This window comes from Capilliphycus salinus ALCB114379 (assembly GCF_047276495.1).
Lineage (GTDB): Bacteria > Cyanobacteriota > Cyanobacteriia > Cyanobacteriales > Microcoleaceae > Capilliphycus > Capilliphycus salinus.
This window is the reverse complement of record NZ_CP178543.1, coordinates 6,460,740-6,485,772: the sequence shown is the minus strand read 5'-3', so window position 1 is coordinate 6,485,772 and position 25,033 is coordinate 6,460,740. Positions and strand designations below refer to the sequence as shown.

Genomic DNA, 25,033 nt, shown 5'->3' with positions numbered 1-25,033 from the left:
ATTAGGATTAATTTTAGGATTATTGTTCGGGTAATTTGTTCTTTTTGATGAGGGCTTCTCTCAAATCATTAGCCATATTAGATAAAGCATAGGATAAAGATGAGTGAGAGGCTGAATTGAGAGATGATCTGAGCCAATTTAATAAGCTTTTTCTTTTAAAATATTGTTTGGCATAGTCAGCATAAATTTCGGCGTGAATCCGTTTTAAAGAAACCGCATCCAATTGTTTTTCTACTTGAGGATAAAGATTATCAACATAGAAAAATCGATCTCGAATCCGATTCTTTAGATTTTTAATATTAGTCATCTGCTCTTTACCGTGCTTACGCTGAATGACCAGAGGAAATTCAGTAAAGATCGGTTGATAACCTGCAAGCAAACTGCGAATGTAGAAATCCGTATCGGAACCATATTTTATTTTATCATCAAAATAACCAATCTCAGAGAAAAGTTGTTTGGGAAAGACGACAGAGGAAGGTGTATAGATGAAACTTCCTACTAATAAATGATGTAAAGGGGAGTTATATTTATTCAAATCGGGTCTTTGAAGTCTAACTTTTTTAGCGTTTTTGATTGCATTCCAAAACAATAAGTCACTGACAGCAAAACTTTTTTCTTTTTGAGCCAGAGTATTTATCTGAGTCTCCAGATAATTTTTTTCCCAGAAATCATCAGAGTCCAGTGGAGCTATATATTTACCTCTAGCTACTTTTATTCCTCGATTTCGAGCCGCAGGACATCCGACATTTTTCTCAAGTTTAATCAGATGAACTTCTGCATATTGCTGAGTAATGAATTCCGCAGTTCCATCGGAAGAATTATCGTCAACAACAATAACTTCTATGCTGCCGTTAAAATCTTGGGAAAATACGCTCTGTAAAGCTTCCTTTAGCATCGGAAGGCGGTTGTAAGTTGGAATAATTACTGAAACATCAAGCTTTGGGTTCATGGGGTTTAATGTGATAATTGTCAAGTTGGCTCTAATTGGATTTTTGAGAAGTTTTTAACACTCTTGAGAATGTCAACTTATTTGGTATTTTCTCTTGGAGATCGTTTTTCATATTAGATAAAGCGCAACCCCAAGATGTATAATCAGCCAGCTTTTTTGAACATCTCAACCATTGCCGAATATTCTTTTGTTTGAGATACAATTTAGCATATTTTTTATATACATCTCCATAGAGCCGATTTTGAGAAACATTTAAGCAACCTTTATTTTCAATTAGAGGATAATTTTTTTGAATCATAAACAACCTATTTTTGATTCTCTCTTCTTGATTTTTGATATCCGTTGACTGTCCTTGATTGTGCTTGCGTTGAATTGCCAGAGGTTGATTTGTAAAAATAGGAGTATAGTTGGCAATTAAACACCGAGCATAGAAGTCTGCATCTTCGCCCCGCTTAATTCTCTCATCAAATAAACCCACCTCTTCCAGCACTTGACGAGGAAAAATGGCACAGGAGGGAATATGAATGAAATTTCCGACCATCAGATGATGAAGGGGTGAAGTATACTTTTGCAAATTGGGCTGCAAAACTCGAATTTGTTTTTTATTTTTTACGGTGTTCCAAACCACAATATTACTAACGCTGAAACATTTATCTTTACCTTCTAAAGCTGAGATTTGAGATTGGAGATAATTTTTTTCCCACAGGTCATCGGAATCGAGAAAAGCAATGTATCTCCCCTTGGCTACTGATAAACCTCGATTTCGTGCGGCGGCGGCTCCCCCATTTTGCTTGAGACTAATTAAATGAATATCGGGATATTCTCTGGCTATAAATTCCGAAGTTCCATCCTGAGAATTGTCATCAATAACAATAGTTTCTACCTCTCCCGGATAGTCTTGAGAAAATATACTATCCAGCGCTTCCTTTAGCATTGGAAGTCGATTGTATGTGGGAATAATAACCGAAACATCAATTTTTTTATTCATGGAGTTTAATGTTAAGTTTGGACGAATTTGATTTTGAACTTTAGCTTTTTGAGGTAATTTTTATCAATTGTTTGACCCCAAATTTATTGTTGATTTTGTTTTTCCGCAAAAATTTTATGTGAGAGTTAGGAGTGCAAATCGTGTAATAGAAAGCATAGCCTGTCAAGGCACAATTTGCCTGCTTTAGTTAGAGTTGTTAATGAGAACGCTGATGTTTGTACTTAAGATCTTCAAAAAACTAATACGATTGCAATTTTAATATTGGACATGGCAGCCTTTACACTTTGAGCCGATTGCAATGCCTCTTTTATCCAGCGTTCCCCTTTTACATAATAGAAAATACCCATAGAATTTGGAAGAACTGCCGGATAATTAACCTCTGGACTCTGCATGATTATTTTCCATCCTGTTTAGCTAGCTTGACTTAAATTATGTTGCATTTGATGATATTTCCAAAGTTTTCCTCGCTGTTCTAACAACTCTTGATAACCTCCTTCTTCAACAATTTTTCCTTGTTCAAGCACTACAACTTTGTCTGCTCGCACAATGGTTGAAAGTCGATGAGCAATAGCGATTACCGTTCGACCTTCGGCTAATTTTTCCATTGATTCTTGAATTAATCGCTCTGAAACTGAATCTAAAGCACTGGTAGCTTCATCCAAAATTAGTAGATCAGGATCGCGTAAAATGGCGCGGGCGATCGCAATTCGTTGTCGTTGACCTCCCGATAATCGTACACCTCGATCTCCTAATTTTGTATCCAATCCCTGGGGGAGTTCTTGAATAAAATCTAAAGCATTGGCAAATCTTGCCGCTTGTATTATAGCTTCTTCTTCGACATTTTCTAAAGCATAGGCGATATTATCTCGAACGGTCGTGTTGAAAATAAATGTATCCTGACTCACCACTGAAATTCTTCGACGGAGTGAGTAAATATCAAATTCTCGCAGATCTATTCCATCGATTAAAATTTGACCTTGAGTAACATCATAAAACCGAGGAATTAGACTGGCTATGGTTGTTTTTCCCGCTCCCGATGCACCGACTAATGCGGTTGTTTCTCCTCGTTTAATCTTTAAGTTAATATCTTGCAAAACTAAATCCTTTCCATCATAACCGAAGTCAACCGATTGAAATTCAATCGCTTCGTTTAATTTAAAGAAAGGCTGATTCCCATTTTTGAGGTAAATTTTGTCATCGGTTCTCAGGAGTTCTTTAATATTATCAATTGAGCCTTGGAATCCACTCAGCTTTGTCCGAGCATTATTAAGCTGACGAGTAATAGGCATTAAGCGAAATAGAATGAATAGAAAGGTTAGTAAGGAAGAAACCTGTAATTGATTGTTTGGAATAAAAACGGCAAAAGATAACAGCAGCATTCCCACTAAAATTAGGGTGGCTACGGCTTCGGAAATCGGAACTACTGATGCACTATAGGTAACAGTCTTGCGCTCTGTATCTAATAGTTTATTACTGGTTTCATAAAAACGTTTACGCTCGAAGTCTTCCGCAGCAGAGGCTTGTACTGTATTAATTCCATTAATGAATTCAATGGCGGTTGCGGTATAGGAGCCTCTGGCTTTTGTTTTTTCAAAACTAATCTCTCTAACTCGCTTAATAAGAGTAGAAACTCCAACGGTGAGTAAGCTAAACAGTATCAGTGAAAGAATGGTTAACTGCCACGAGAGCAGCATCATTGAAAGAATATATACAGTTAAAACAGAGCCTCTAACTAAGATAAAAAAGAAAAGTTGAACGGCTTGCATTAATTGTCCGATTTCGGAGGTAATACTGTTAATTAATTCTCCGGATCGAGTTTTGCTGAAAAAGCTTAAGCTGAGTCCTTGAAGCTGTTCAAATATACGAACTCGCAAGTAATATCCGAGATAACTCTGAGACAATCCACTGTAGACTTCACTCAGATACATCATACTGGTTCGCGCTAATGTCGTGAGAAAAATTAGGGCAGATATTCGATAAATTCGTTCAATCATTGGAGCGTTTACTGCCAGTATCCAAAGATCAAACCATTCAAGCCCTGTACGAATTGGCTCGGCATCAGGTTCCGTTAAACTTTGGAGAAATGTTAAAAGAAATCCCACTCCAAATCCTTCAAAGGCAGCCGCAAAGAAGGTAAATAATATAGCTAAACTAAGCGTTTGACGAAAATTTTTAAATTCTTTAAAGATAACAGAATTATCTTTCCAAATGTTCGTTCTTTTGAGCCAATGCTTAAAATTTTTTTTGAGTTGTAGAGTTTGAGTCATATTTCAACAGTATCCAATTCAATTGTCGGGATAAAAAAACTGAACTTTTATTAACAAAGTTTAGCTATAATCTCTAAGGTTAATAATTGAGTGGGTCATTGAATTGGAGAGCTTACCATTTCTTTCTACAGAAGTCATCTGATTGTTTTTGCTCTGACTGGCTCCGTTTGCTACTATTCCGATAACGTTTAACTTCTTCAACATTGCTGTTGCTTGATTGAGTTCGGACTGAGTAACTTGATCGATCCGTTCGACCAGAACAACCCCATCACAAAAAGATGCCGTTTCTAGAACATCAACCGTTCCAAGAACCGGAGAAGTATCTAATAGTATTAGATCGTAATTTCTTTCAAAAATTCTCATAAGTTGCCTCATTTTATTAGAACTCAAAAGTTTAACGGGATCGGGAGTAACTGGCCCTCCTGTTAACACGTCGATGCTCAAACCCAATGCAGAGATTTGATGCAAACGCGGGATAGAAATTTCGCTCGACAAGAAGGTTGATAATCCTTGTTCATTGGGAAGATTGAGTTGTTCATGCAGTCCAGGAGAACGCAAGTTTGCATCTATGAGTAAAACATTTTGATGTAACCGGGCTGCACTAAAAGCTAATCCTACAACTAAAGTGGATTTACCCGCTCCGTTGAGTGCTGAAGTCACCAAGAGAGATTTCGGCTTTTTTGGAGAAGTGAGCAGTTGAATATTTTTGTAAATCAAGTCAAGAGATTCTCGAAAAGGAAGCCAATAAATGGTTTGTAAAATTACAGGATCTTGATTGGATGATTTCCAGAAAGATACATTTAAAATCGAACCGCTGACTTGGTGATGAGGAATTCTAGGCACAATTCCCAGTAAAGGTATCGTAACTTTTTCCTTTAAATCGTCCGAGCTATGCACCGTATCATCCATACTTTCTCGCAAGAAAGCGGCAATTCCCCCTAAGAATAATCCGACCACTCCACCCAAAGCTAAATTCTTTTTCAAACTGGGTGCGATTTGCCTTCCTAACTGGGGAGGTTCTACAACTTGCCAATTGAAACCTCCACGAGTAATTTCTAAGCTCAATTCTTGTCTTTTTTCTAAGAGCCTATCGATGGTCATTCGTTGAATTTCAACTTCGGGTTGTAGGCGGTTATAGTTAGCAATTTTGCTCGGAAATTGATTCAATTCTGCCCGAAGTTCCTCTTTACTCGCCGCCAAACTTTGGAGTCGAGCTTGTAACGTTTCTAACTCCGTTTGAGTTTCAGCCAGTTGACGAACTAAGGCTTGATCCAGACCGCTGAGTTGTCCGGCTTTCAGTAAATTTTCGGTCGTTATATTGAGTTCGGGTGGAATTCTTCCTAAAACTCTGACGATTTCTTGCCTCAATAATGCCAGTAAACTTTGACGCTGTTCAAGTAGCTTTTGAACTTCGGGATCGGCATCTGTAAATATTGTCCGTTGTTGGGCGAGTTCGACCTCTGTTTGTTGAAGTTGATTGAGTAACTCTTGATAACGAGAAGATTCGCTTAAACGAGCGGTAATTTTGGCCTCTTGGGGAGACAATTCGAGTTGCTCTTGCAAGGTTTCATAAAGCACTTTAGCACTTTGATATTGAATCCGGGTTTCCAGTAGATCTTTTTCTACCGTATTCAGCGCCTCACTGACTGCTTTGGCTTCCTGTTCGGGATCAATAAGGTTTTGTTGTTCGCGAAATTCTTCTAACGATCCTTCGGCTTGAATTAATTTTTCTTGAGCGGTAGGCAAGCCTTCATTAATAAATGATAAACCCTGCTCTAAACGCAGTCGATCTTGTTCGATATTATAGTCTAAATACAGTTTTTGTAAGGCTTCTAAAACTTTTTGAGTTTTCACTGGATCGTTATCCGTATAAACGGCGGCAAAAATCCGAGTTTGAGTGTCTCCTTCTTCAACTTGAGATAGGGTTAAATTTTTCTCGATGTCCTCTGCTTCTATTAACGGATATTCAGATTGGAGTAACTGGGCTGCTTTTTCTGTAAACTGAGAACTTCGCATGAGTGTTAATTGAGTGGCATAATCTTCTTCAGAAGATAGGGTTTCCTGTTCTCCTTCTAAAGTGGTTTTTGCCGGAAAATTCGGCTGAACTAAAAGCTGCATTTTACTTTCATAGGTTGGCTCGGTGTACCATTTGGTTTTTACTACTGCAATCGAGAGAACGGTTACAAATATACTGAGCAGCCAAAAGCGTCGGCGCAGAATAATTTCTAATAATTTGCCGTACCCTAAATCCGCTTCAGAATTGTTCTCAGAGAAGCTCGATGTCATAACCTTCTTTCTACCTATGCAATTTTAACCTGGGGCATTTCTATTATAATTCTCCGCCCACAAACTTGTTGAAAGATAGGTTCCAGCTTGCTAAAAAATGCGGGTTTTGAAAACTTGCTAACCGCATGATCTCGAATGGCCAGATAATTCCATTGAATCTTCTGAAATTCTCTTAAGGTTTCACACAAAGACTCGGGTGTTTGTTCCTGAAAGAATAACCCGGTATATCCGGGAATTTGAGTATCTAATACTCCCCCCGCACCATAAGAAATAACCGGTGTACCACTCGCATTGGCTTCGATTGGAACTAAACCATAATCTTCTAAGGCAGAAACAACTACAGCACGGGCATTTGCCATTAATTCTTGGCGCTGTTCATCGCTCACGAAACCCAAAAATTCAATATTTTCTTTTGCTAAAGATCTTAAATATTCTTCTTCGGGTCCGCTGCCAATGATTTTTAATGGCAATCCCAGTTGGTTGAAGGCTTTAATTGTAATGTCAATCCGTTTATATCCTAAGAAACGCGATGCTACTAAATAATAATCTTCTTTGGAATTAGAAAATAAAAACTTACTGGTATCGATGGGATAATTCACTACAATCGCATTTTTATTATAAATTTTCCGAATCCGATTGCCGACTTCTGTAGAATTGGCAATATAGACATCCGGTTCCTGAGCATATTTATGATCGGCTTTTCTCATCGCCCGGAATACTTGCTCTAAAAACGGATAAAAGGCTCGATACTTTTGATACTTTTCTAAATAAGTATTGGTATCCCACAGAAAACGAGTCACATTATGGCAAAAACAAATATGCTTGGCTCCCAGTCGCTTTCTCACGGCTTTAGCAAAGCTGGTACTACTACTAATAATTAGGTCGTAGTCTTCCAAGTCTAAAGACCGAAAAGCTCTATAATAAAAGGGTGCTAGTAGTCTAAAGTTTTTGGATGCTCCCGGTATATTTTGCAGTGCTGTTGTGTATACCAGTCGATTTTCGAGGTTGATTGTTTCTTGGGGTTCATACAATGAAGTAAAAATATCTGCTTCGGGAAAGGCATGACAAAGCAGTTCAAAAACACGTTCTGCTCCTCCCCTTTGAGTTAGATAGTCGTGAACTAAAGCTATTTTCATCCTCTGCACCTTTTCTCTATTCAAACAATTGATTAGAACAGTTAGCTGTCGAATTAAATTCGCCAACAGTTATCTCTCAAATTTAAAATTTTTGCCCGTTTTAAAATTGTCGATTTTCCTTTCGACTTTACGGGAAATTTGGTCGATAAATTTTAACGAATATTGACCTCAAAAATTGCGATTTTTTTCTACATACCTATTGATTGAAAATCGAAAGATTTGAGGAATGATTAACCTCCTCCTTTCCGTTGAACTATTATCCGTAATATTATCACATAACTTGATGAATAAACAACAGTATTTTATCGGTTTTTAAGTGTAATCATTGATACTAAAAATTAGGGCGGTAAATTCAAGACTTTAATTGGACTGCATCAATCTTGATCGGATTAAACTCTTGACTATTCTCAGCCATCCTGGTTGGTCTGGGCTGTTGATTAACCCGACTCGTTCACTCTTTGATGATGGGTTAAAGTCCAGATAGCGATCGCCATTTCTATTCTCTACCCCTTCCCATTAAGGGACTTTGGTCAAGATAAATACGCTACCCTCATTCCCTCTCCCAATTCGCAAATTTTCATCTAAATAAGTAATATCTAACCATCCTTGTTGATTCTCGGGGTTGATCTTAAAATCTACTCCTAAAAATTTTTGATCCGACTCAATCGCATTAATAAATTGATTGGCAGATTGATAACCGAGAAAACGCTGCAAACCAATAACGAAACGATTAAATTTTACTTCGACTCTTCGTTCGGACACCGCTTCAAATCGAGCAGCCACACTCACCAAACCTTCTAAGTAAGGAATACCGAGAACTTCAGCAATGTTATAGATTTTACCTGTTTTGACCCGTATACATTGGTAGGTTTTCCCTAAATTGTAAAAGGGAAAGCGATCAATTCCTAACAATTCTTGACTGCTGGTATACAAAAGTTGCCAGTTCCCCTCTAAGAGTTCGGGGACTTCTAAAGGTCTGGGATTGGGATTATAATCTTCCAGTTCAGCGATCGCCGCCAAAATCGCTTGACGATCTAACTCATTGGCTAATAATCCCCGATTTTTTCCGGCAATCAATTCTAACAATCTTGCCTTTTTCATCATTGGAGGAAGAGTTTTTGTCGAAGGTGTACCAAGATTTTTTGATTGGACTAGATATACGAAGCCAATCTAGCAAATTGAAAATTTGATGAAATCTATCTCAGGTCTGATCCAAAGAAAAAGACTCTAGCCACTTTTCCCTTTAATTTGCAGATCGGCTTCTAGAATTTTTAGTTCTAATCTGTTCAATTGAACCCTCCCAACCCAATAACAAGTGAACAATCATTAATTTCGCTCTATTTTAAAGGTTAAGTAAAGTCATTATAGCAATTGTCAAGAGTTTGTAAAGGTTTAACCGGATGACTGGATGTCGTTTTTTTTCTAAGGTATCCTTGATCTAGAGCCAAACCGAAGTATTATTTAGTATGATGATCCTCAGTGCTTATACAGATGAATTCTCAAACTTGAGACCATCCCAGGTTAGCACTCTGATCGAAATGGATCAAATTACGGATATCTGCTTGGAAAGCCTCTAGGAGGTCAATACACACGCTGTGTCTCTATCTAGCCCCATTCATCTTATATCTGGGTTGCCTCGCGCTGGCTCAACAGTGCTGGCTGCTTTACTGCGGCAAAATCCTCGCTTTCATGCAGGAATGACATCGCCCGTCGGGGGATTAGTTAGCCGAATGCTGGATGCGATGAGCGAGGAGAACGAATTCTCCGTGTTCATTTCTCCAGAGCAAAGACGAGATCTGATTCTCAGCATATTTTCTGCTTATTATCAACAACAGATCACTGAAAACAAAGTAATTTTTGATACCAATCGTCTTTGGTGTAGTAAATTACCCCTGATTTGTCAGTTATTCCCAGAAGCGAAAGTCATTTGCTGCGTGCGTAATGTTGCCTGGGTTATGGATTCTTTAGAACGTTTAGTTCGGCGAAATGCGTTTGAAATTTCTAGAATGTTTAGAAATCGAGCCGAAATTTCAACGGTTTACAGTCGCACAGAAGCGTTAAGCCAAGGGAATCGCTTGGTCGGCTTTGCTTATAATGCTCTCAAAGAAGCTTTTTATAGCGAACAAGCCGATCGTTTGTTGTTAGTAGATTATGAGTTTTTGGCGATCGCTCCTGAGCAAACTCTGTCATTAATTTATCAGTTTCTTGGAGAAGAACCCTTCAATCACGATCTGGAAAGTATCGAATATGAGGAACCGGAATTTGACCGCAAATTGAGAACAGAAGGATTACATACTGTTCGCTCTCGGGTTGAATTTAAACCTCGTCGAAGTATCCTACCTCCAGATTTGTTTGATCGATTTAGTCAACTCTCCTTTTGGACAGATACGACCAATACTTTGGCTAACGTTATCAATTTTAAAACGTCTGCCAAATAAATACACTTGAGTGCAGGAACTTAACTGATTTCAGAACGGGGAAATAGCATTCAAGGAGAGCAACGCATCTAGATGACCTCCAATAAATTTCCTCGTTTATTTTTATTCTCGTCTAAATTGGGGTTAAGATTATTCCTAAACTGTGAATTATTCTCAAGTTTGACCGGATTTAAAAAAACAAAATTTGATAAAATTTGAGGTTAATTATAGTGGCGTAAAACTAAGATTTCAAATCAAAAAGCGCATCTACTGAATCGGGTTCAATAATGACTACTCCTAACCGTTTCCATGAACAACCAAATTCTTTTTCTTGACTCCGATCTACAAAATTCTCAACCCGGAACTCAAGATATTCCTCCAACAGTAGATAGCTCTATTCTCTCCCAAGATGACAACTTTCCTGAAGATACCACGATAATATTAACTGAGGAAGTTGCAGAAAATCAAGCCCCAAGTTTTATCAAAACATTAAATCTCTATGAAAATTTAGCCGTTATTCCTGACGACTCAGCCGCCACCGCAAACGGTTCGTGGTTGGCGTTTGGGAGTCTACCCCCTGGATTTGTTATCCCGACTGCTAACGGAACTTCGACCACATTTGATACAACAGAATTTTCCGATTTATTCGCAGGCTATGGTAACTATAACCTGATGTCGAATACTTTGGTTAATTCCGCATTTCCTACCCTTAACCGCAACACCGGATATACTCTTAATTTTTCGGCGAGAGTTGTTTCCGAAGATAATACAGGGAGTGATAAAAACGGAGATGGTCAAAGTGATCGCGCCGGGTTTAGCGTTACTGTTATTAGCAGTGATGGGAAAAAAGGTATTGAATTAGGGTTTGAAAATGATAAAATTTGGGCGCAGGAAGACGGTATAAACCAAAGCGATCCCTCTGCTGAACCCAACCCCTATCAACCTCATACTTTTGATCTTACCTTATTTACCCAAGCTGAAAGCGCTGCATTTGATACAACTTCCGATTTGGTTGAATATGACCTAAAAATTCTCGGCGAAACTTATACCCTTTCCGTTGATGGAAATTCGATTCTATCCGGTTCATTGCGGGATTATACTGCATTTAAAGGTCGTATTGATCCTTACGAATTACCGAATTTTATCTTCTTGGGAGATAATACTCCATCGGCGCAAGCTGAAATTGAGTTAGGATCGATTTCTATTACTACAGAAGCCAACAATACAGATTATTCTTTTGAGTTACCTGAAAATGCAGAAAATGGATTAGTTATTGGTCAAGTTCCCGCTACTGATAGTGATGGCGATTCTCTCACCTATAATATTATTAGTGGAAGTGAAAATAACATCTTTGGCATAAATTCTAATACGGGAGAAATTACCCTTGCTGATAACAGCAGTTTGGATTTTGAAACTCAACCGACTGCATATTCTCTAACCATTGAAGTTAGCGATAACAGTTTAACCGATACAATCACTGTCGGAATTAATGTAACTGATATCGAAGAAACAACTCCCAAAACTCCTCCGACAGAAAATCCTCCGACTGAGGAAACTCCTCCGACAGAAACTCCTCAAACTGAGGAAAATCCTCCAACAGAAACTCCGGGTACAGAAACTCCGGGTACAGAAACTCCTAGTACAGAAACTCCTCCAACTGGGGAAAATCCTCCGACTGAGGAAACTCCTCCGTTAGAAACTCCGGGTACAGAAAATCCTCAAACTGAGGAAAATCCTCCAACAGAAACTCCTCCGATAGAAACTCCGGGTACAGAAAATCCTCAAACTGAGGAAACTCCTCAAACTGAGGAAAATCCTCCAACAGAAACTCCTCCGATAGAAACTCCTCAAACTGAGGAAAATCCTAGTACAGAAACTCCTACAACTGGGGAAAATCCTAGTACAGAAACTCCTACAACTCCTCCGACAGAAACTCCTACAACTGGGGAAAATCCTAGTACAGAAACTCCTACAAATCCTCCAATAGAAACTCCTCCGACTGAGGAAAATTTGGGTACAGAAACTCCTCAAACTGGGGAAACTCCGGGTACAGAAACTCCTCAAACTGAGGAAACTCCTCCGACAAAAACTCCTCAAACTCCCGGAAACGACAACGCAGAAACTCCCGAGAATTCCGGCGATAAAAATACCGTTAATTCTGATAACTTCGGTGAGGAAAATCCAAAATCAGAAGATAACACAAATTCTGATAACTCCGGTGAGGATAACGGTAATAACGGAGAAACAAACAATCCAGTTAGCGAAGGCGTTGTTCTAGATAACACCAACACCAATACCACCGGAAATTCTAACTCTAGTTCGGGTAATTTTGGGAATGAAAACAACAACAATACCTCAGAAACGAATAACCAAACAGACGAAAATACAGCCATTCCTCGTTCAGAAAATTTTGAAATCTCCTCAACTTATGATCCTACAGAGTTCATTTCCGCCATTGAGTTTCCGAGTCTAAAACCCAACTCTATCCCCAAAGAACGCAGTCTAGAAGCAAGCACCCAAGCAGACAACCTCCAAGCAACATCTGAGAGTGAAAATCTATTTGGTTTCGAGGGAGATGACAACATTTATGCAACATCTTCCTCCCTGAAAATCTTTGGAAATCGGGGAAATGACTACATCGAAGGTCAAGCCAACAGCGAAGCCATTTACGGAGGACGAAATAACGATCAAATTAAAGCCGGAAATGGTAATGATACCTTGTTTGGAGATCAAGATAATGATATTATTACCGGTGAAAATGGCGATGATATTATCTACGGAAACAGCGGAAATGATACCCTAGAAGGCGCTGAAGGTAACGATACTTTATATAGCGGTCAAGATAACGATTTTGCAAAAGGTGGTGTCGATAATGATCTCGTTTTTGGGGATATTGGGAATGATATTGTTGAAGGAAACGAAGGAAATGATACCCTCTACGGAAACTCAGGAATTGATACGATTTCTGGTAATGATGGCGATGACTTCATCTACGGAGGTCAGGGAAATGACCTGCTAGACGGAAACAACGGTTCGGATACCCTTTTCGGTGATTTTGGAGATGATACCCTCGATGGCGGCGCCGGAGATGATAGCCTGATTGGAGGGGATGGAAATGATTGGTTAGTTGGCGCCTCTGGAAATGATACACTAATAGGCGGAGAAGGTAGCGATCGCTTCTATATTTCCAGCAGTTTCGACGATAATTTTATCACAGACTTTGCTGATAGTGTCGATAAAATTGCCTTGACTGGAGGTTTAACTTTTGACCAATTAGAGATTACCTCAGACAACGGTTCAACCCTGATTAAACTCGCAGACAGTCAAGCCGAATTAGCAACATTGTTAGGCATTGATAGCAATTTAATTACCTCCGATGATTTTCTAATTGGATAATCATATAATCTCCGGTTAATTCATTCTGCTATGGTGTTGGGCGGGTTTATCTCAATTTCTGAGTAGTCCTAGAAATCTTCTAGAACCCGCTTAAACACATCTCGTTGGGGCGCTCTTGCTTGCGCCCCAAACTTGCGCCCCAAAATTGCGCCCCCAACTTGCGCCCCAAACTTGCGCCCCAAAATTGCGCCCCAAACTGGTAAAAATTTCTATTGCTGTTGGTTGAATGTCATTACTTTATTTGTTGTAGACTGGATAGTTTCTCGAAACTTTTTCGATATTGAATCCTCTTTTAATTTATCCAAATGTTCTATATCTTGATTCACTTTATCTAAGCCTTGTTTAACTTCTTTCGATTTAAAATCTAATTTTTGTGCAGTCAAATGATGCTTTTTGGCGGCTTCCAATTCATTCATACGCTTGTTTATTCTGTGATTTTTTATGTTCGCCAAACGACGTTCTGCTTCCCCCAAGTTAGTATAAGCAACTGCATCTTTCGGGTTATTCGCAATGCGATCGCGGTAGCAATCAATCTTTTTTTCTAGGTATGTTATTGTATCAGAATCAGCAGGAATATAAACCAGGAAACCGCTACAATTGGTGGGAGGTTTTGGCGGCAGAATAAAAATAATTGCAGCGGCGATCGCACCAATTAGGGTTGTAATTCCTCCTAAAGCAGAAATTAAATTTTGCTTACTCTCAATTTTTCTGAAAAACTGTTTAAGCTTTTCTACCAGGCTTTGATTGTTGGGTGAAGGTTGTTGAGTCATGGGTATATTGTTAAGTTAGGTTAACGCATTTTATTCATCAAGCCTACAGCTTAGAATACCTCAACAGTTAGTCCTTGGCAAGTCCTATTATGGGATTACAAAATGAAATTTAACATCAAATAAACTTGTTGTATTTTACAGCTAATCTTGACAACACAAATCACCCCATGATAACTTGAATTATTCAACAATTTTTTAAAATTATCTATGAACAGTTGTATCTTTTCATTCTTTTCGGGTGCGGGATTTTTAGACTTAGGATTTGAAAAAAGCGGCTTTAAAATAGCCTATGTCAGCGATATTAATCCAACTTTTATAAAAGCTTACCGTTATTCTAGAAAATGCCTTCTACTTCCAGAGCCAGAATATGGCTACAATAGTGGAGAAAATGCTAATATTGTTCAACTAACCGAAGGAAAAAAAGCATTGAATCTTTGGGAATTCGTTCAAGATGCTCGAAAACAATCAGACCTGATAGGATTTATCGGGGGGCCTCCCTGTCCCGACTTTTCCGTAGGGGGAAAAAACAGAGGTCAAAATGGAGAAAATGGCAAACTATCCGACACTTACATTGAATTAATTATACAACAAAAACCGGATTTTTTCTTGTTTGAAAACGTCAAGGGGCTTTATCGAACTCAAAAACATAAAATATTCTTTGAATTTCTGAAAGACAAGCTGATTAAAGCCGGATACGTGCTGACAGAAAGACTAATTAACGCTTTAGAGTACGGCGTTGCTCAAGATAGAGATAGAATTATCTTAATTGGCTTTAGAAAAAATCTAATTACCGATTTGGGTATCAAGATAAAAAAAGCCGATTTTTTACCCGAAGGAATCTTTCCCTGGGATAAATATATGAGTTACTCAAAAGCGGATATTTTCAACTACTCCTGGCCAAAAATTAGCCCCTTTCAAGAAAATTCAGTTCTCCCCTGTCCCGATGGAATTCCTAAAAACTTAACTGTAGAGAATTGGTTTAGAAAAAATGACGTGCTGAACCATCCAAACGCCGAAAATCACTTTCAACCCCGGGCGGGAATTAAAAAAATTCTATCGGTTGACGAAGGGGATGACTCCAAAAAATCCTACAAACGGCTGCACCGTTGGCGCTATTCTCCGACAGCTTGCTATGGAAACAACGAAGTTCATTTGCATCCCTACAAAGTTCGGAGGCTTTCGGTTGCTGAAACCTTGGCAATTCAATCTTTACCAAAAGAATATGCGCTTCCCCAGGAATTATCTTTGAGTAGTCTATTTAAAATGATTGGAAATGGCGTTCCCTACTTGGCTGCAAAGGGAATTGCTACAACGATTAAAGAATTTTTAACCGGATATACTCAGCAGACATCAAAACAACTAGAACTTTTAACTAGAACTTTCAACTAGAACTTTTAACTAGAACTTTCAACTAAAACTTTTAATAAAAATCTTAACTAGCCGCTAAAAATACAGGATTTCTTACAGTTCTCTGTTGAACATTAATTAGAACCGCTAAAATTAAAAAATAAGTTCTCAAACTCAAACATTCACAATGACTCAAACATCTGCTGTAGACTTTCAAGACGAATTTGATATTGTAGTTGTCGGGGGCGGACATTCCGGTTGCGAAGCCGCCCTCGCCTCGGCGCGTCTGGGATGTCGCACCCTGATGTTGACCCTAAACCTCGATAAAATAGCGTGGCAACCCTGCAACCCCGCCGTCGGGGCGCCCGCCAAGTCCCAACTCACCCACGAAGTGGACGCGCTGGGGGGCGAAATTGGCAAAATGGCCGACCGCACCTATCTGCAAAAGCGCCTGTTGAACAACTCTCGCGGCCCCGCAGTCTGGGCATTACGCGCCCAAACCGACAAGCGGGAATATGCTGCGGTGATGCGAAATATTGTTGAAAATCAAGAAAATCTTGCCATCCGCGAAGGCATGGTTACGGACGTTGTACTGGGTGCAAATGATGAAATTATTGGCGTAAAAACTTATTTTGATGTCGCGTTTAAATGCAAGGCGGTTATTCTGACAACCGGAACGTTTTTGGGCGGCGTTATTTGGGTGGGAAATAAATCGATGTCCGCCGGACGTGCGGGTGAATTTGCTGCGGTTGGTTTAACGGAAACGCTGAATAAGTTAGGCTTTGAAACCGGACGGTTAAAAACAGGAACTCCCGCCCGAGTTGACAAACGTTCGGTAAATTACAGCCAGTTAGAACCGCAGCCGGGAGATGAAGAAGTTCGCTGGTTTAGTTTTGACCCGGAGGTGTGGGTTGAACGGGAACAAATGTGCTGTTATCTGACACGAACCACCGCAGAAACTCATCGAATTATTCGGGAAAATTTGCACTTATCGCCCGTTTATGGCGGTTGGGTGGAGGCAAAAGGGCCGCGCTACTGTCCGAGTATTGAAGATAAAATTGTGCGGTTTGCCGATAAAGAAAGCCACCAAATTTTTATCGAACCGGAAGGTCGAAATATTCCCGAATTGTACATTCAAGGATTTTCTACGGGTTTGCCGGAAAGATTACAATTGGAAATGTTGCGGAGTTTACCCGGTTTAGAAAAGTGTATTATGTTGCGTCCGGCTTATGCGGTTGAATACGATTATTTACCCGCAACTCAATGTTATCCGACGCTGATGACCAAGAAAATTGAAGGGCTATTTTGTGCGGGTCAAATTAACGGTACAACCGGTTACGAAGAAGCGGCGGCCCAGGGAATTGTTGCCGGAATTAATGCGGTTAGATTTGCGCGAAATCAAGAGATGATTGTTTTCCCCCGCGAAGGCAGTTATCTCGGCACTTTAATCGATGATTTGTGTACAAAAGATTTGCGCGAACCCTATCGAATGTTAACGAGTCGTTCGGAATATCGGCTGTTATTGCGTTCGGATAATGCCGACCAACGGTTAACGCCATTGGGTCGAGAAATTGGCTTAATTGACGACCGCCGATGGCAACTTTTTGAACGGAAACAGGCGAATATTATCGCCGAAAAAGAGCGCCTGCATTCGACCCGAATTAAAGAACGGGATGAAGTCGCCGTTGCTATTGTTTCCGATACGCAACAGAAAATTAAAGGTTCAATTACCCTGGCGGATTTGTTGCGGCGTCCGGGATTTCATTACGTTGATTTGGAACGGTATAATTTGGGAAATTCCGATATCGATTCTGTGGAAAAAGAGGGTGCAGAAATTGAGGTTAAATATTCCGGTTATCTGCAACGCCAACAAAATCAAATCGACCAAATTAGCCGCCACGCCAACCGAAAATTACCCGAAGATATTAACTATATGGCGATTGAAACCTTGTCAATGGAATCTCGGGAAAAGTTAACCAAAGTCAAACCGTTAACGATTGGTCAGGCGTCTAGAATTGGCGGTGTAAATCCTGCGGATGTTAATGCGTTGTTGATTTATTTAGAAATCCAAAATCGTCAACAAACATTAACGGCGGGGAAATAACAAAAATGGGTGTGTTTAACTGCGGTTAACGCACCCTACTAAATTTTAAGAAGACTATGAACAAAACCCCAGTTATTCCCGCTTCCAACTTAACGCTTTATGATGTAGAAACCCGATTTAATCTTGAGTTTTTGCAAGAAGACAGATTTTTTCTAACTTGGTTGGATAAAATACCCGAACTTACTCCCGAAGAAAAACGGCGTTTGGATAGAGTAAAACAGCAGTATCTCTATCTCGCCAAACGGGAAATGTTGCAGGAAGTTGTTCAAATTGTTGTGGTTTCGCCGTTGCTTGACCTCGCCGGATTTTTCAATTCTCCCTTTTCTATTGCTGCGGAAAGAGAAGTTCAAATTGATGACGAAGTTAACGGGGATAGTATTCGCGGAAAAATCGATTTTTTGGTGTTTCTGGGAGAGTTTTGGATTGCTGTTATTGAAACCAAAAGAAGCAAAGCGGATGTGATGGTCGCACTTCCCCAAACTCTCGTTTACATGGTGGCGAGTCCCAACTTAGAAAAACCCGTTTTTGGATTGATTATTAACGGTCGAGAAGCGGTTTTTATCAAACTGAGTTGTGAAAATAAAGCCGAATACAGCTTATCCAAATCCTTTTCAATTTCCAACCCCGGAAATTAGTTTTATGATGTTCTTAAGGGATTGAAAAAAATCGGTCAATCGTTAATCTGAACACCTACTCAAAATCCATTTCATCCAACTTATAACCGTTTGAGAACGTCTATCTTTGGTTTTATCAGAATAATTCATTTTTGACATAATCTCGATAATTTGATTTTTGGAAGGGATTTCTCCGGTTTGAAGCGTTATTTCAAACGTTTTGTAGAAAACTGGATATCTCAAAATCATTTTAATCAGAGAAAGAATCTTTAACTTGTGCTTCTTATTCATTAGACTTCTTCCTTCATCCGTTAAACAAAAAGCAATCTCCTTGCTATCATAATTTTTGATTTTATCGACCAAACCCAAGTATCTACCCGCATCAGTATAATAGTTAGTTTGTCTGGCTGTAAATTGATACTTAGTTGTAATTTCATCTTTAGTTAAATCATTCTCATAAAGTAGCGTCAATAAATCTACCACGCGGTTAAAATCATCCGCTTGCGGAAATGTAACGTCCGGTTCACAGACAACTTTAACAGAGTTAAACACTTCCAAGATATCGTCTCTGGTGATTTTTTCAGAACCGATGATATAATTTTTCTGCTTTATTAACCGGATAGAGTTGTAATCTGATAAATTATCGAAATCGTACAGAAAGAAGCTGAATTGATTGGTTGAATTTGAAAACGTCATCAAAGCAACCAACACTTTTTTATGAACTTTACTCGACCAAAGCCGATAAGGATAATACAGTTGTCTGATTAAAAAATCCTCAACACCATACATCTTGGCTTCAACGATAAGAAAATATTCTTCAGTTTCAAACCCCGCATCTATTTCACACTGAGAGTTATTAACCTCCAGCAAATAAGGAGAATTACTCGATAAACGGTTAATAGAAAAATCAAAACTCCCCGCAGACATCCGACCCGAAACCGTATGAAAAACTTTATCGGTTTTTGTGTCTAAAATATCCGCAATCATACCCGCATAAAAAGCACAATTTATCGCCAAACTTTCAGACGATAAAGTTTCATAGTCCAAGCTTTCAATATCACTCGGAAATGTTACCGGAATCGGTTCGATTTCAGGATGATAATTTACCCGAAAATAAGCATCAAAATGTCCTAAAATATATCGAGAACGAGAAATAGGAAGGATAGACAGTGAATTTTTTTGAAAAATTCGGGGTAAATTAACGTGATGGTCAAATTTTGCCATTAACCGACTTTCTCGGAATTGATTAATAGTTCCGGCGTCAATTTCAAAGCTACCCCGTTCATAAATCTTTTCTAGAACTTGATATTGTTCAAATATCTTTTCCCATGCGATATCGTTTTTAGTTAAGTTTTTTTTGCTGGAATTACTCATAATTTTTTACCAAAATCTCATCAACCCTACCCCGCTTTTTTGCATTAGAATTAATCGCCCGAATTGCAGAAACTTTAAATGGTTTATAATCATTGTACAAATCAACAATAAAATCCGTATAAGCATTACTCAACAACACATAGCACCCTCTTTTATCCAACTCATCAACAGTATTTTTTAACCGTTCCTGTTCGCTGCGGTTAAACCCATTAATATCATAACCCGTAAAAGAAGCGGTATCCGAAACTGGGTCGTAGGGAGGGTCAAAATAAATAAAATCTCCTTTTCTAGCCGTTTCAACCGCTTTGTTAAAGTCACCATTGAGAATTTCAACGTAATTTTTATTCAGATAGTTACTCACCGCTCTTAATACCGCTTCATCTAAAATATTGGGGTTTTTGTACCGACCAAAAGGAACGTTAAACTGTCCGCGAGAATTCACCCGAAACAGTCCGTTATAACAAGTTTTGTTTAGGTAAATAATTCTTGATGCTCGTTCAACTTCTGTTTTCTTAGTCCAGCTTCTTTTCCGGTCTAATTCCCTCATTTTATAGTAGTAATCTTCTTGATTTTTATGTCTTCCCAAATCTTCTATCAGTTCTTCAACAGAATCTCTAATCATTCGATAACAGTTAATTAGTTCACCGTTGCTATCATTAATTACAGCATTTTTAGGTTGTAAATCAAATAAAAAAGCACCCCCACCCACAAAAGGTTCATAATAGGTTTTGTATTTTTTGGGAAGATGTTCTTTCAAGACGTTAAGTAATTGTCTCTTTCCTCCCGCCCACTTTAAAAACGGTCTAACTAACGGATTGTTTTGTGAAGGTGAAACTCTTTTTTCTAATTGTTTCTCAGCAGATGACATTTTTCTTCAGAAGTAACAGCTTTAAAATTATATAGGATTTTTTCGTCAATGTCACCCTTAGAAAACAATATTAACTTAAATGATATCAATCAATCCAACTTTAAAATCATTCTTGAATTAACAATAATTTTTACAAGACTTGTAACTGATTGGCCTGTTCGACTTTCAACTCTAAACGACTGTTAACTTCAACAGGTTGAACTCCAATAACTTGAAGTGTTTTATTAATTAAACCGGGTGGCGGGGGTGCATTTTTAACTTGATTGAGAATTTTTCGAGCCACAACCACACGATACAAATTACCATCTTTTCCCGATAATTTCAGATGCAGTGTATCATTATCAACATAACTAAATCCATTCACTTTACCCGTAATAGTGGTATCATTAAATGCGGTCAAATTTTGGGGATTAGAAGAAGGACAAAAAAAGTTGATTGGATTTTGAGAAAAATCTGCACAAGACAAAACTTCTTCCGCTCGGCGTGAAATTCCGACAAACATTGTATAATCGGGTTCTTGACCCACATCATAGTTTGCTTGTTGTTTAATTATAGCAGGAGCATCCAACAATACTTTTTTCAAAGTTGTTTGGTCGGAGTTTGATAACTTGGGAGACAAATAAACGCCGGAACCGGGAATTTTTCGACTGACATGAATCACCCGAAAAGCCGGATTATCTTTAACTAAATCAAAAGAACTTGCACCCACATCTACTTTCCCTGTTTTTACCATTTCTCGAATTTGAGAAGAACGGTTTCCCGCTTTGACTCTTAACGTTTTACCATACAAATCATAAACCGGCATATAAAAACTCGAAGCGGAGTTAAAGTCGCCCAAAGCAATTGTTGTTGTGGGTTTTAAATCGGCCAAAGATTGAATAAAACTATCATTTCTCACAAATAAAGCGGATTCATAGTAAGGTTCAAAATCGGGGAACATCCGGGCTGCAAACGAATATCCATTATCTTTAGCCGCAACAGACAGCATGGGAGAAAGAGTAAAAACGATATCCCACTGATTTTGAATAATTTTATTTTTAGCCGCTTGATAGGAAAGATTTCCATCACCCTCTAAGGTAATTTCCAACTGATTTCCCAATTGCTCTTGTAAATATTCAATCAAAGTCTGATAATTTTTTGATGAGGTGAGAATTCCAATTTTTAGGCTATCTGTTTGTAAAACGGGTGAAACGGTTTTTTCCGGTATAACTTGAGAAATTAACTCTTTAGGAATAATCAGGTGAACTGAAGCTCCCAACAGTGAGAAACTTGCAACCGAAACGATAACAAGTTTCCAAATTTCTTTGGCATCCTTTCGTGACATCGAACTTACCGATAGAATATTTCTTTGAAACTAGAACAAAATCAGCCAATCACATTCTATCCTACTTTTAAAGGCAATCGCATTCAATCAAAATAATTAACCCCCGCCTTTATTCATAAAGTTGGGGGTTAATTAAATTATTCGTGATGTTGATTGGAGTGTGTTCGCTCAAATTAAGACTTCTTCGCTTTCTGGCGACGGCTAAATCCAAAAGCAGCAGAAACACCCATCAAAGCCGCAATGGTAGAAGGTTCGGGAACACTGGAGACAGAAGCACCGACTTTAACCGCAAATACAGTATCGTTGTAGTCCCAATCACTGAATTTGCCCATTGAATCTTCAATTCCAATAACCAACCAATCTTCAAATCCAGCCAGAGTATAACCTTTAAACTGTGTAGGTGCGCTGCTCATGCTGAAGTTAAAATCTTCGTTGGAAACACCAAAGTTCAGCAAATCGCCTGCTTTAAACGAACCCAGAGAAACCGTTGAACCAATGTCTAAGAGACTTCCCACTCCATCATTGTATTTGGAATTAAAGGTTCCGAGTTTGTAGGGGCCATCATACAGTTCGTTATAAGCTTTGATATCAGACCATAAGGTTTGGTCACCCAAACTTAATGTATTTGTTGTATAGCCTGCAACTTCACCGAGAAAAACGGCTTCTAAATTCTCGATATCTTGACCCAGTTTTAAAGCACCGCCAATATTTACTTCTTTTATACCGCTCAGTCCTGCTTCCTCATTGATTTCTTTATGGTCTTGAGTCGGTGCAAACTCGAAAAAAGCTTTCATTAAAGCATCAATTTCTTCATTCGCTTGAGCGGGTGCTGTTGCAGCAACCACAGTCGTGAGAGTGGTCAAACCTGTTAGGAAAGCAAAAAATTTAGTTTTCATGGGTGTGACTCCTGATAACACTTAAATACTTGAGTAATTTGTATTTGTGTATAATTTTCTTTTCTTGTCTAAATCATAGCTTTTATTTCTTAGTTTGAAAATGTTTTTTCTGAGATTTCATCAAAGCTTTACATTACTCAAGCTACAATAAAGACAGAAACGAAAATTAATCTACTGAAGACATAATATTCTTACAGGAAGGGAATTCCAGTGATTTCTATCACATCTTATAACGATCTTTTAGTTGAAAAAATTTTTTGAAAAAAACGCTATTTTTCGGTAGATTTATTGAAGAATGAATTGAAGAATTTTCTTCCGTAAGTATTTTCACGGATGAAATTAATTAATGCAATTAATTCACTTCTCTTTTAATCCGTAAAAACTTTTAATTTCGAGCATCAAAATGCGATCAACTTCGGAAAATCGACTGAGGAGTGAATATCCGTTTATACTTGTTCATACTGAACCGATCGCCCTTTCTCAAGCAGGGTCAACCCCCTGTAGTCCACCGACCCCCTTGACAAAGCAAAACCCAAACCCAGGACGGATTTAGGTTTTTTACTTGCGTCTGATGTCTGATACTGATAGCAGTTCGATGAAAAACCCCGTTTCTCAATAGAAACCCGCTTTTTGGGATCTACGCGATCGCGTAAGGCACCCTATATATATCTTTAATATGATCTGCGGTTAATTAATTGTCTTATGGTTGCGGGGCGGGTTTAATATAAACTCGGAGGGGTCATCAAGATTTGGGATGAACCCGCCCCTACAGCACTTCAGATTGAGTCAGAGATGATATAACTTACTGGAGACTGGCTAAAAACTCTCCAATCAGGTCAAGAAAATCTTCTGTCGATTCATAAGGTAAGACATTTCGCCCCGGAATAATCCGAGACCGAGCATCAGGCCAACCCTTTTCGTAAGCTTCAGCACGTTGTTCGGGCGTTTCTGAAAACCCTTTGCGGCTAATACTAGAAGCCTTCTGGCCGATCGCTACCAACGTCGGTTGTTCAATCCCCGCCATCGCCGGCCCGTAATTTTTTCGCCAAAACCCCGCCAAAAACGCAAATACCGCATATCGACTCTTGGCGTCAGTCGCTCCCGCTTCCAAGCCATCGAGCCACTGTTTATCCACCGCTTCAGCTTCAGCGAACAGCCGGCGAACCGAAAAAGACTCGACAAACTGGCGACGGCGAGCATAAAGCCAGAATAAACTCCCAATGGGAGCATCAAAAAACAAATTCCACAGCAGCCGGTGTTGAGTCGGCGAACCCGCATCCGTCATAATTCGCCAAGCCGGAGGCCCAGACAACACCAAACCTTTAATTAACTGATTTTGTTTTTGTTGCTGCAACTGTACCAAAGCGATCGCCGTCGGGAGAAGCGCCCCCTGTACCACCACCAACACGGGTTTTTTGATGACCCTTTCCAGAAATTCGTTCAACTGTTCGGCCCAATCTTCGGGTTGGTAAGCCACATGAGGCATTTCACTGTCACCACACCCCAGTAAATCGGGATTATAGATCGGATTTTGATAACCTTTTTGTTGCCAGACTTCGCAAAACCGATACCAAAACTGACGAGATAATCCCACACCAATGGGATGAATCAAAAGTAAAGGTAAATGCTGTGAAGATTCTGGATCGATGGTCGAATGAACTTCATAAGCACAACGATAGCCTTTAAAGGTGTAAAACTGCGGCGTTGGGGGTGTTTGTTGCATAACCGGCGGTATCTAGAGGGAGACTGGATTTGAACAGGTTCCTTGATTTTAAAGCGTTTGAATCCAGCGTGCGAATTCTCCCGGAGCAAAACTGACGTTAGGATCGAGGGGATAACGCTGTTGTTGGTTGGCTTGGCGGTAGATAAACCGACACAAAACATTAGTAAAATTGGTTTGGCTGTCAAGATCGATGCGATCGTCGAGAATACAAATCCCGGTGAGAATGGCACCTTGAAAATTGGCTTGAAAGATTTGAGTTTGAGAAAGATCCGCCCCCCAAAGGTTAGCGCCTCTCAAGTCGGCCCCTTTAAGATTTGCACCCCTGAGGTTCCCGAACCAAAGATCGGCGCCTTTGAGATCGGCATCCCTAAGATCGGCTTGGCTCAAATTCAGTCCTTTGAGGCTGGACAACCGCAGCATCGCCGCTCTTAAATCAGCACCTTTAAAATCGGGTTGAATTTCGGGGTTCTCTTTTCTCCACTGGTTCCAGACTGCAACCCCTTGTTTGAGTATGGCGAGATGTCTTGTATCGGCCATCTAAAATAACTCCATCAAAAAACGCAGCTTTTAACAA

The 25,033-nt window shown here is 39.3% G+C and carries 19 protein-coding genes; 5 read left to right on the top strand and 14 right to left on the bottom strand.

What is annotated here, in order from left to right:
• Positions 1-19 precede the first annotated feature (19 nt).
• From ACL6C3_RS26110 to ACL6C3_RS26080, 7 genes are all read right to left on the bottom strand, one after another.
• On the bottom strand, positions 20-949 hold the full coding sequence (locus ACL6C3_RS26110) for a glycosyltransferase family 2 protein (RefSeq protein ID WP_413162531.1): 930 nt from the start codon (positions 947-949) through the stop codon (positions 20-22).
• Between the two features lie 31 nt (positions 950-980).
• The gene (locus ACL6C3_RS26105) at positions 981-1,937 is read right to left on the bottom strand and encodes a glycosyltransferase family 2 protein (protein ID WP_413162530.1); all 957 of its coding nucleotides are present in this window, start codon (positions 1,935-1,937) and stop codon (positions 981-983) included.
• 230 nt (positions 1,938-2,167) lie between these two features.
• A complete protein-coding gene (locus ACL6C3_RS26100) occupies positions 2,168-2,329 on the bottom strand; it encodes a hypothetical protein (protein WP_413162528.1) in 162 nt (53 codons plus the stop codon).
• 18 nt (positions 2,330-2,347) lie between these two features.
• Positions 2,348-4,204, bottom strand: a complete 1,857-nt coding sequence (gene hepA, locus ACL6C3_RS26095) for a heterocyst formation ABC transporter subunit HepA (protein ID WP_413162526.1) — start codon at positions 4,202-4,204, stop codon at positions 2,348-2,350.
• Positions 4,205-4,264: 60 nt separating this feature from the next.
• The gene (locus tag ACL6C3_RS26090; protein WP_413162525.1) at positions 4,265-6,490 is read right to left on the bottom strand and encodes a GumC family protein; all 2,226 of its coding nucleotides are present in this window, start codon (positions 6,488-6,490) and stop codon (positions 4,265-4,267) included.
• Positions 6,491-6,504: 14 nt separating this feature from the next.
• The gene (locus ACL6C3_RS26085) at positions 6,505-7,626 is read right to left on the bottom strand and encodes a glycosyltransferase (protein ID WP_413162524.1); all 1,122 of its coding nucleotides are present in this window, start codon (positions 7,624-7,626) and stop codon (positions 6,505-6,507) included.
• 516 nt (positions 7,627-8,142) lie between these two features.
• Positions 8,143-8,730 carry a PAP/fibrillin family protein gene (locus ACL6C3_RS26080; protein WP_413162522.1) on the bottom strand — a complete coding sequence of 196 codons (588 nt, stop codon included), beginning with the start codon at positions 8,728-8,730 and terminating at the stop codon, positions 8,143-8,145.
• 491 nt (positions 8,731-9,221) lie between these two features.
• Between ACL6C3_RS26080 and ACL6C3_RS26075 the strand changes: the two genes are divergently transcribed.
• Together ACL6C3_RS26075 and ACL6C3_RS26070 are read left to right on the top strand one after the other, a co-directional pair.
• A complete protein-coding gene (locus ACL6C3_RS26075) occupies positions 9,222-10,064 on the top strand; it encodes a sulfotransferase family protein (protein WP_413162520.1) in 843 nt (280 codons plus the stop codon).
• A 288-nt stretch (positions 10,065-10,352) separates the two neighbouring features.
• Positions 10,353-13,439: a cadherin domain-containing protein gene (locus ACL6C3_RS26070; RefSeq protein WP_413162519.1), complete on the top strand. Its 3,087-nt coding sequence runs from the start codon at positions 10,353-10,355 to the stop codon at positions 13,437-13,439.
• Between the two features lie 209 nt (positions 13,440-13,648).
• Here the strand turns inward: ACL6C3_RS26070 and ACL6C3_RS26065 are convergent, their stop codons facing one another.
• Positions 13,649-14,209: a tetratricopeptide repeat protein gene (locus tag ACL6C3_RS26065; RefSeq protein ID WP_413162517.1), complete on the bottom strand. Its 561-nt coding sequence runs from the start codon at positions 14,207-14,209 to the stop codon at positions 13,649-13,651.
• Positions 14,210-14,416: 207 nt separating this feature from the next.
• Here ACL6C3_RS26065 and ACL6C3_RS26060 point away from each other — a divergent pair, with 207 nt between their 5' ends.
• The 3 genes from ACL6C3_RS26060 (at position 14,417) to ACL6C3_RS26050 (ending at position 18,295) form a co-directional block, all read left to right on the top strand.
• The gene (locus ACL6C3_RS26060; RefSeq protein WP_413162516.1) at positions 14,417-15,598 is read left to right on the top strand and encodes a DNA cytosine methyltransferase; all 1,182 of its coding nucleotides are present in this window, start codon (positions 14,417-14,419) and stop codon (positions 15,596-15,598) included.
• A 145-nt stretch (positions 15,599-15,743) separates the two neighbouring features.
• Positions 15,744-17,660 carry a tRNA uridine-5-carboxymethylaminomethyl(34) synthesis enzyme MnmG gene (gene mnmG, locus ACL6C3_RS26055; protein ID WP_413162514.1) on the top strand — a complete coding sequence of 639 codons (1,917 nt, stop codon included), beginning with the start codon at positions 15,744-15,746 and terminating at the stop codon, positions 17,658-17,660.
• 56 nt (positions 17,661-17,716) lie between these two features.
• Positions 17,717-18,295 (top strand): type I restriction endonuclease, encoded by a 579-nt coding sequence (locus tag ACL6C3_RS26050; RefSeq protein ID WP_413162513.1) that lies wholly within the window; start codon positions 17,717-17,719, stop codon positions 18,293-18,295.
• A 42-nt stretch (positions 18,296-18,337) separates the two neighbouring features.
• On the opposite strand, the gene ACL6C3_RS26045 is transcribed toward ACL6C3_RS26050, so the two are convergent.
• The 6 genes from ACL6C3_RS26045 to ACL6C3_RS26020 form a co-directional block, all read right to left on the bottom strand.
• Positions 18,338-19,648: a type II restriction enzyme gene (locus ACL6C3_RS26045; RefSeq protein ID WP_413162512.1), complete on the bottom strand. Its 1,311-nt coding sequence runs from the start codon at positions 19,646-19,648 to the stop codon at positions 18,338-18,340.
• Positions 19,641-20,516: a DNA adenine methylase gene (locus ACL6C3_RS26040; protein ID WP_413162510.1), complete on the bottom strand. Its 876-nt coding sequence runs from the start codon at positions 20,514-20,516 to the stop codon at positions 19,641-19,643. Before ACL6C3_RS26040 ends, ACL6C3_RS26045 begins: the two co-directional genes overlap by 8 nt.
• 130 nt (positions 20,517-20,646) lie before the next feature.
• Positions 20,647-21,840, bottom strand: a complete 1,194-nt coding sequence (locus ACL6C3_RS26035; protein ID WP_413162509.1) for a phosphate/phosphite/phosphonate ABC transporter substrate-binding protein — start codon at positions 21,838-21,840, stop codon at positions 20,647-20,649.
• Between the two features lie 173 nt (positions 21,841-22,013).
• Positions 22,014-22,736: a PEP-CTERM sorting domain-containing protein gene (locus ACL6C3_RS26030; protein WP_413162507.1), complete on the bottom strand. Its 723-nt coding sequence runs from the start codon at positions 22,734-22,736 to the stop codon at positions 22,014-22,016.
• A gap of 802 nt (positions 22,737-23,538) precedes the next feature.
• Complete coding sequence (locus ACL6C3_RS26025) at positions 23,539-24,459, bottom strand: alpha/beta fold hydrolase (protein ID WP_413162505.1); 921 nt, start codon at positions 24,457-24,459, stop codon at positions 23,539-23,541.
• Between the two features lie 48 nt (positions 24,460-24,507).
• Positions 24,508-24,996: a pentapeptide repeat-containing protein gene (locus ACL6C3_RS26020; protein ID WP_413162503.1), complete on the bottom strand. Its 489-nt coding sequence runs from the start codon at positions 24,994-24,996 to the stop codon at positions 24,508-24,510.
• Positions 24,997-25,033 lie beyond the last annotated feature (37 nt).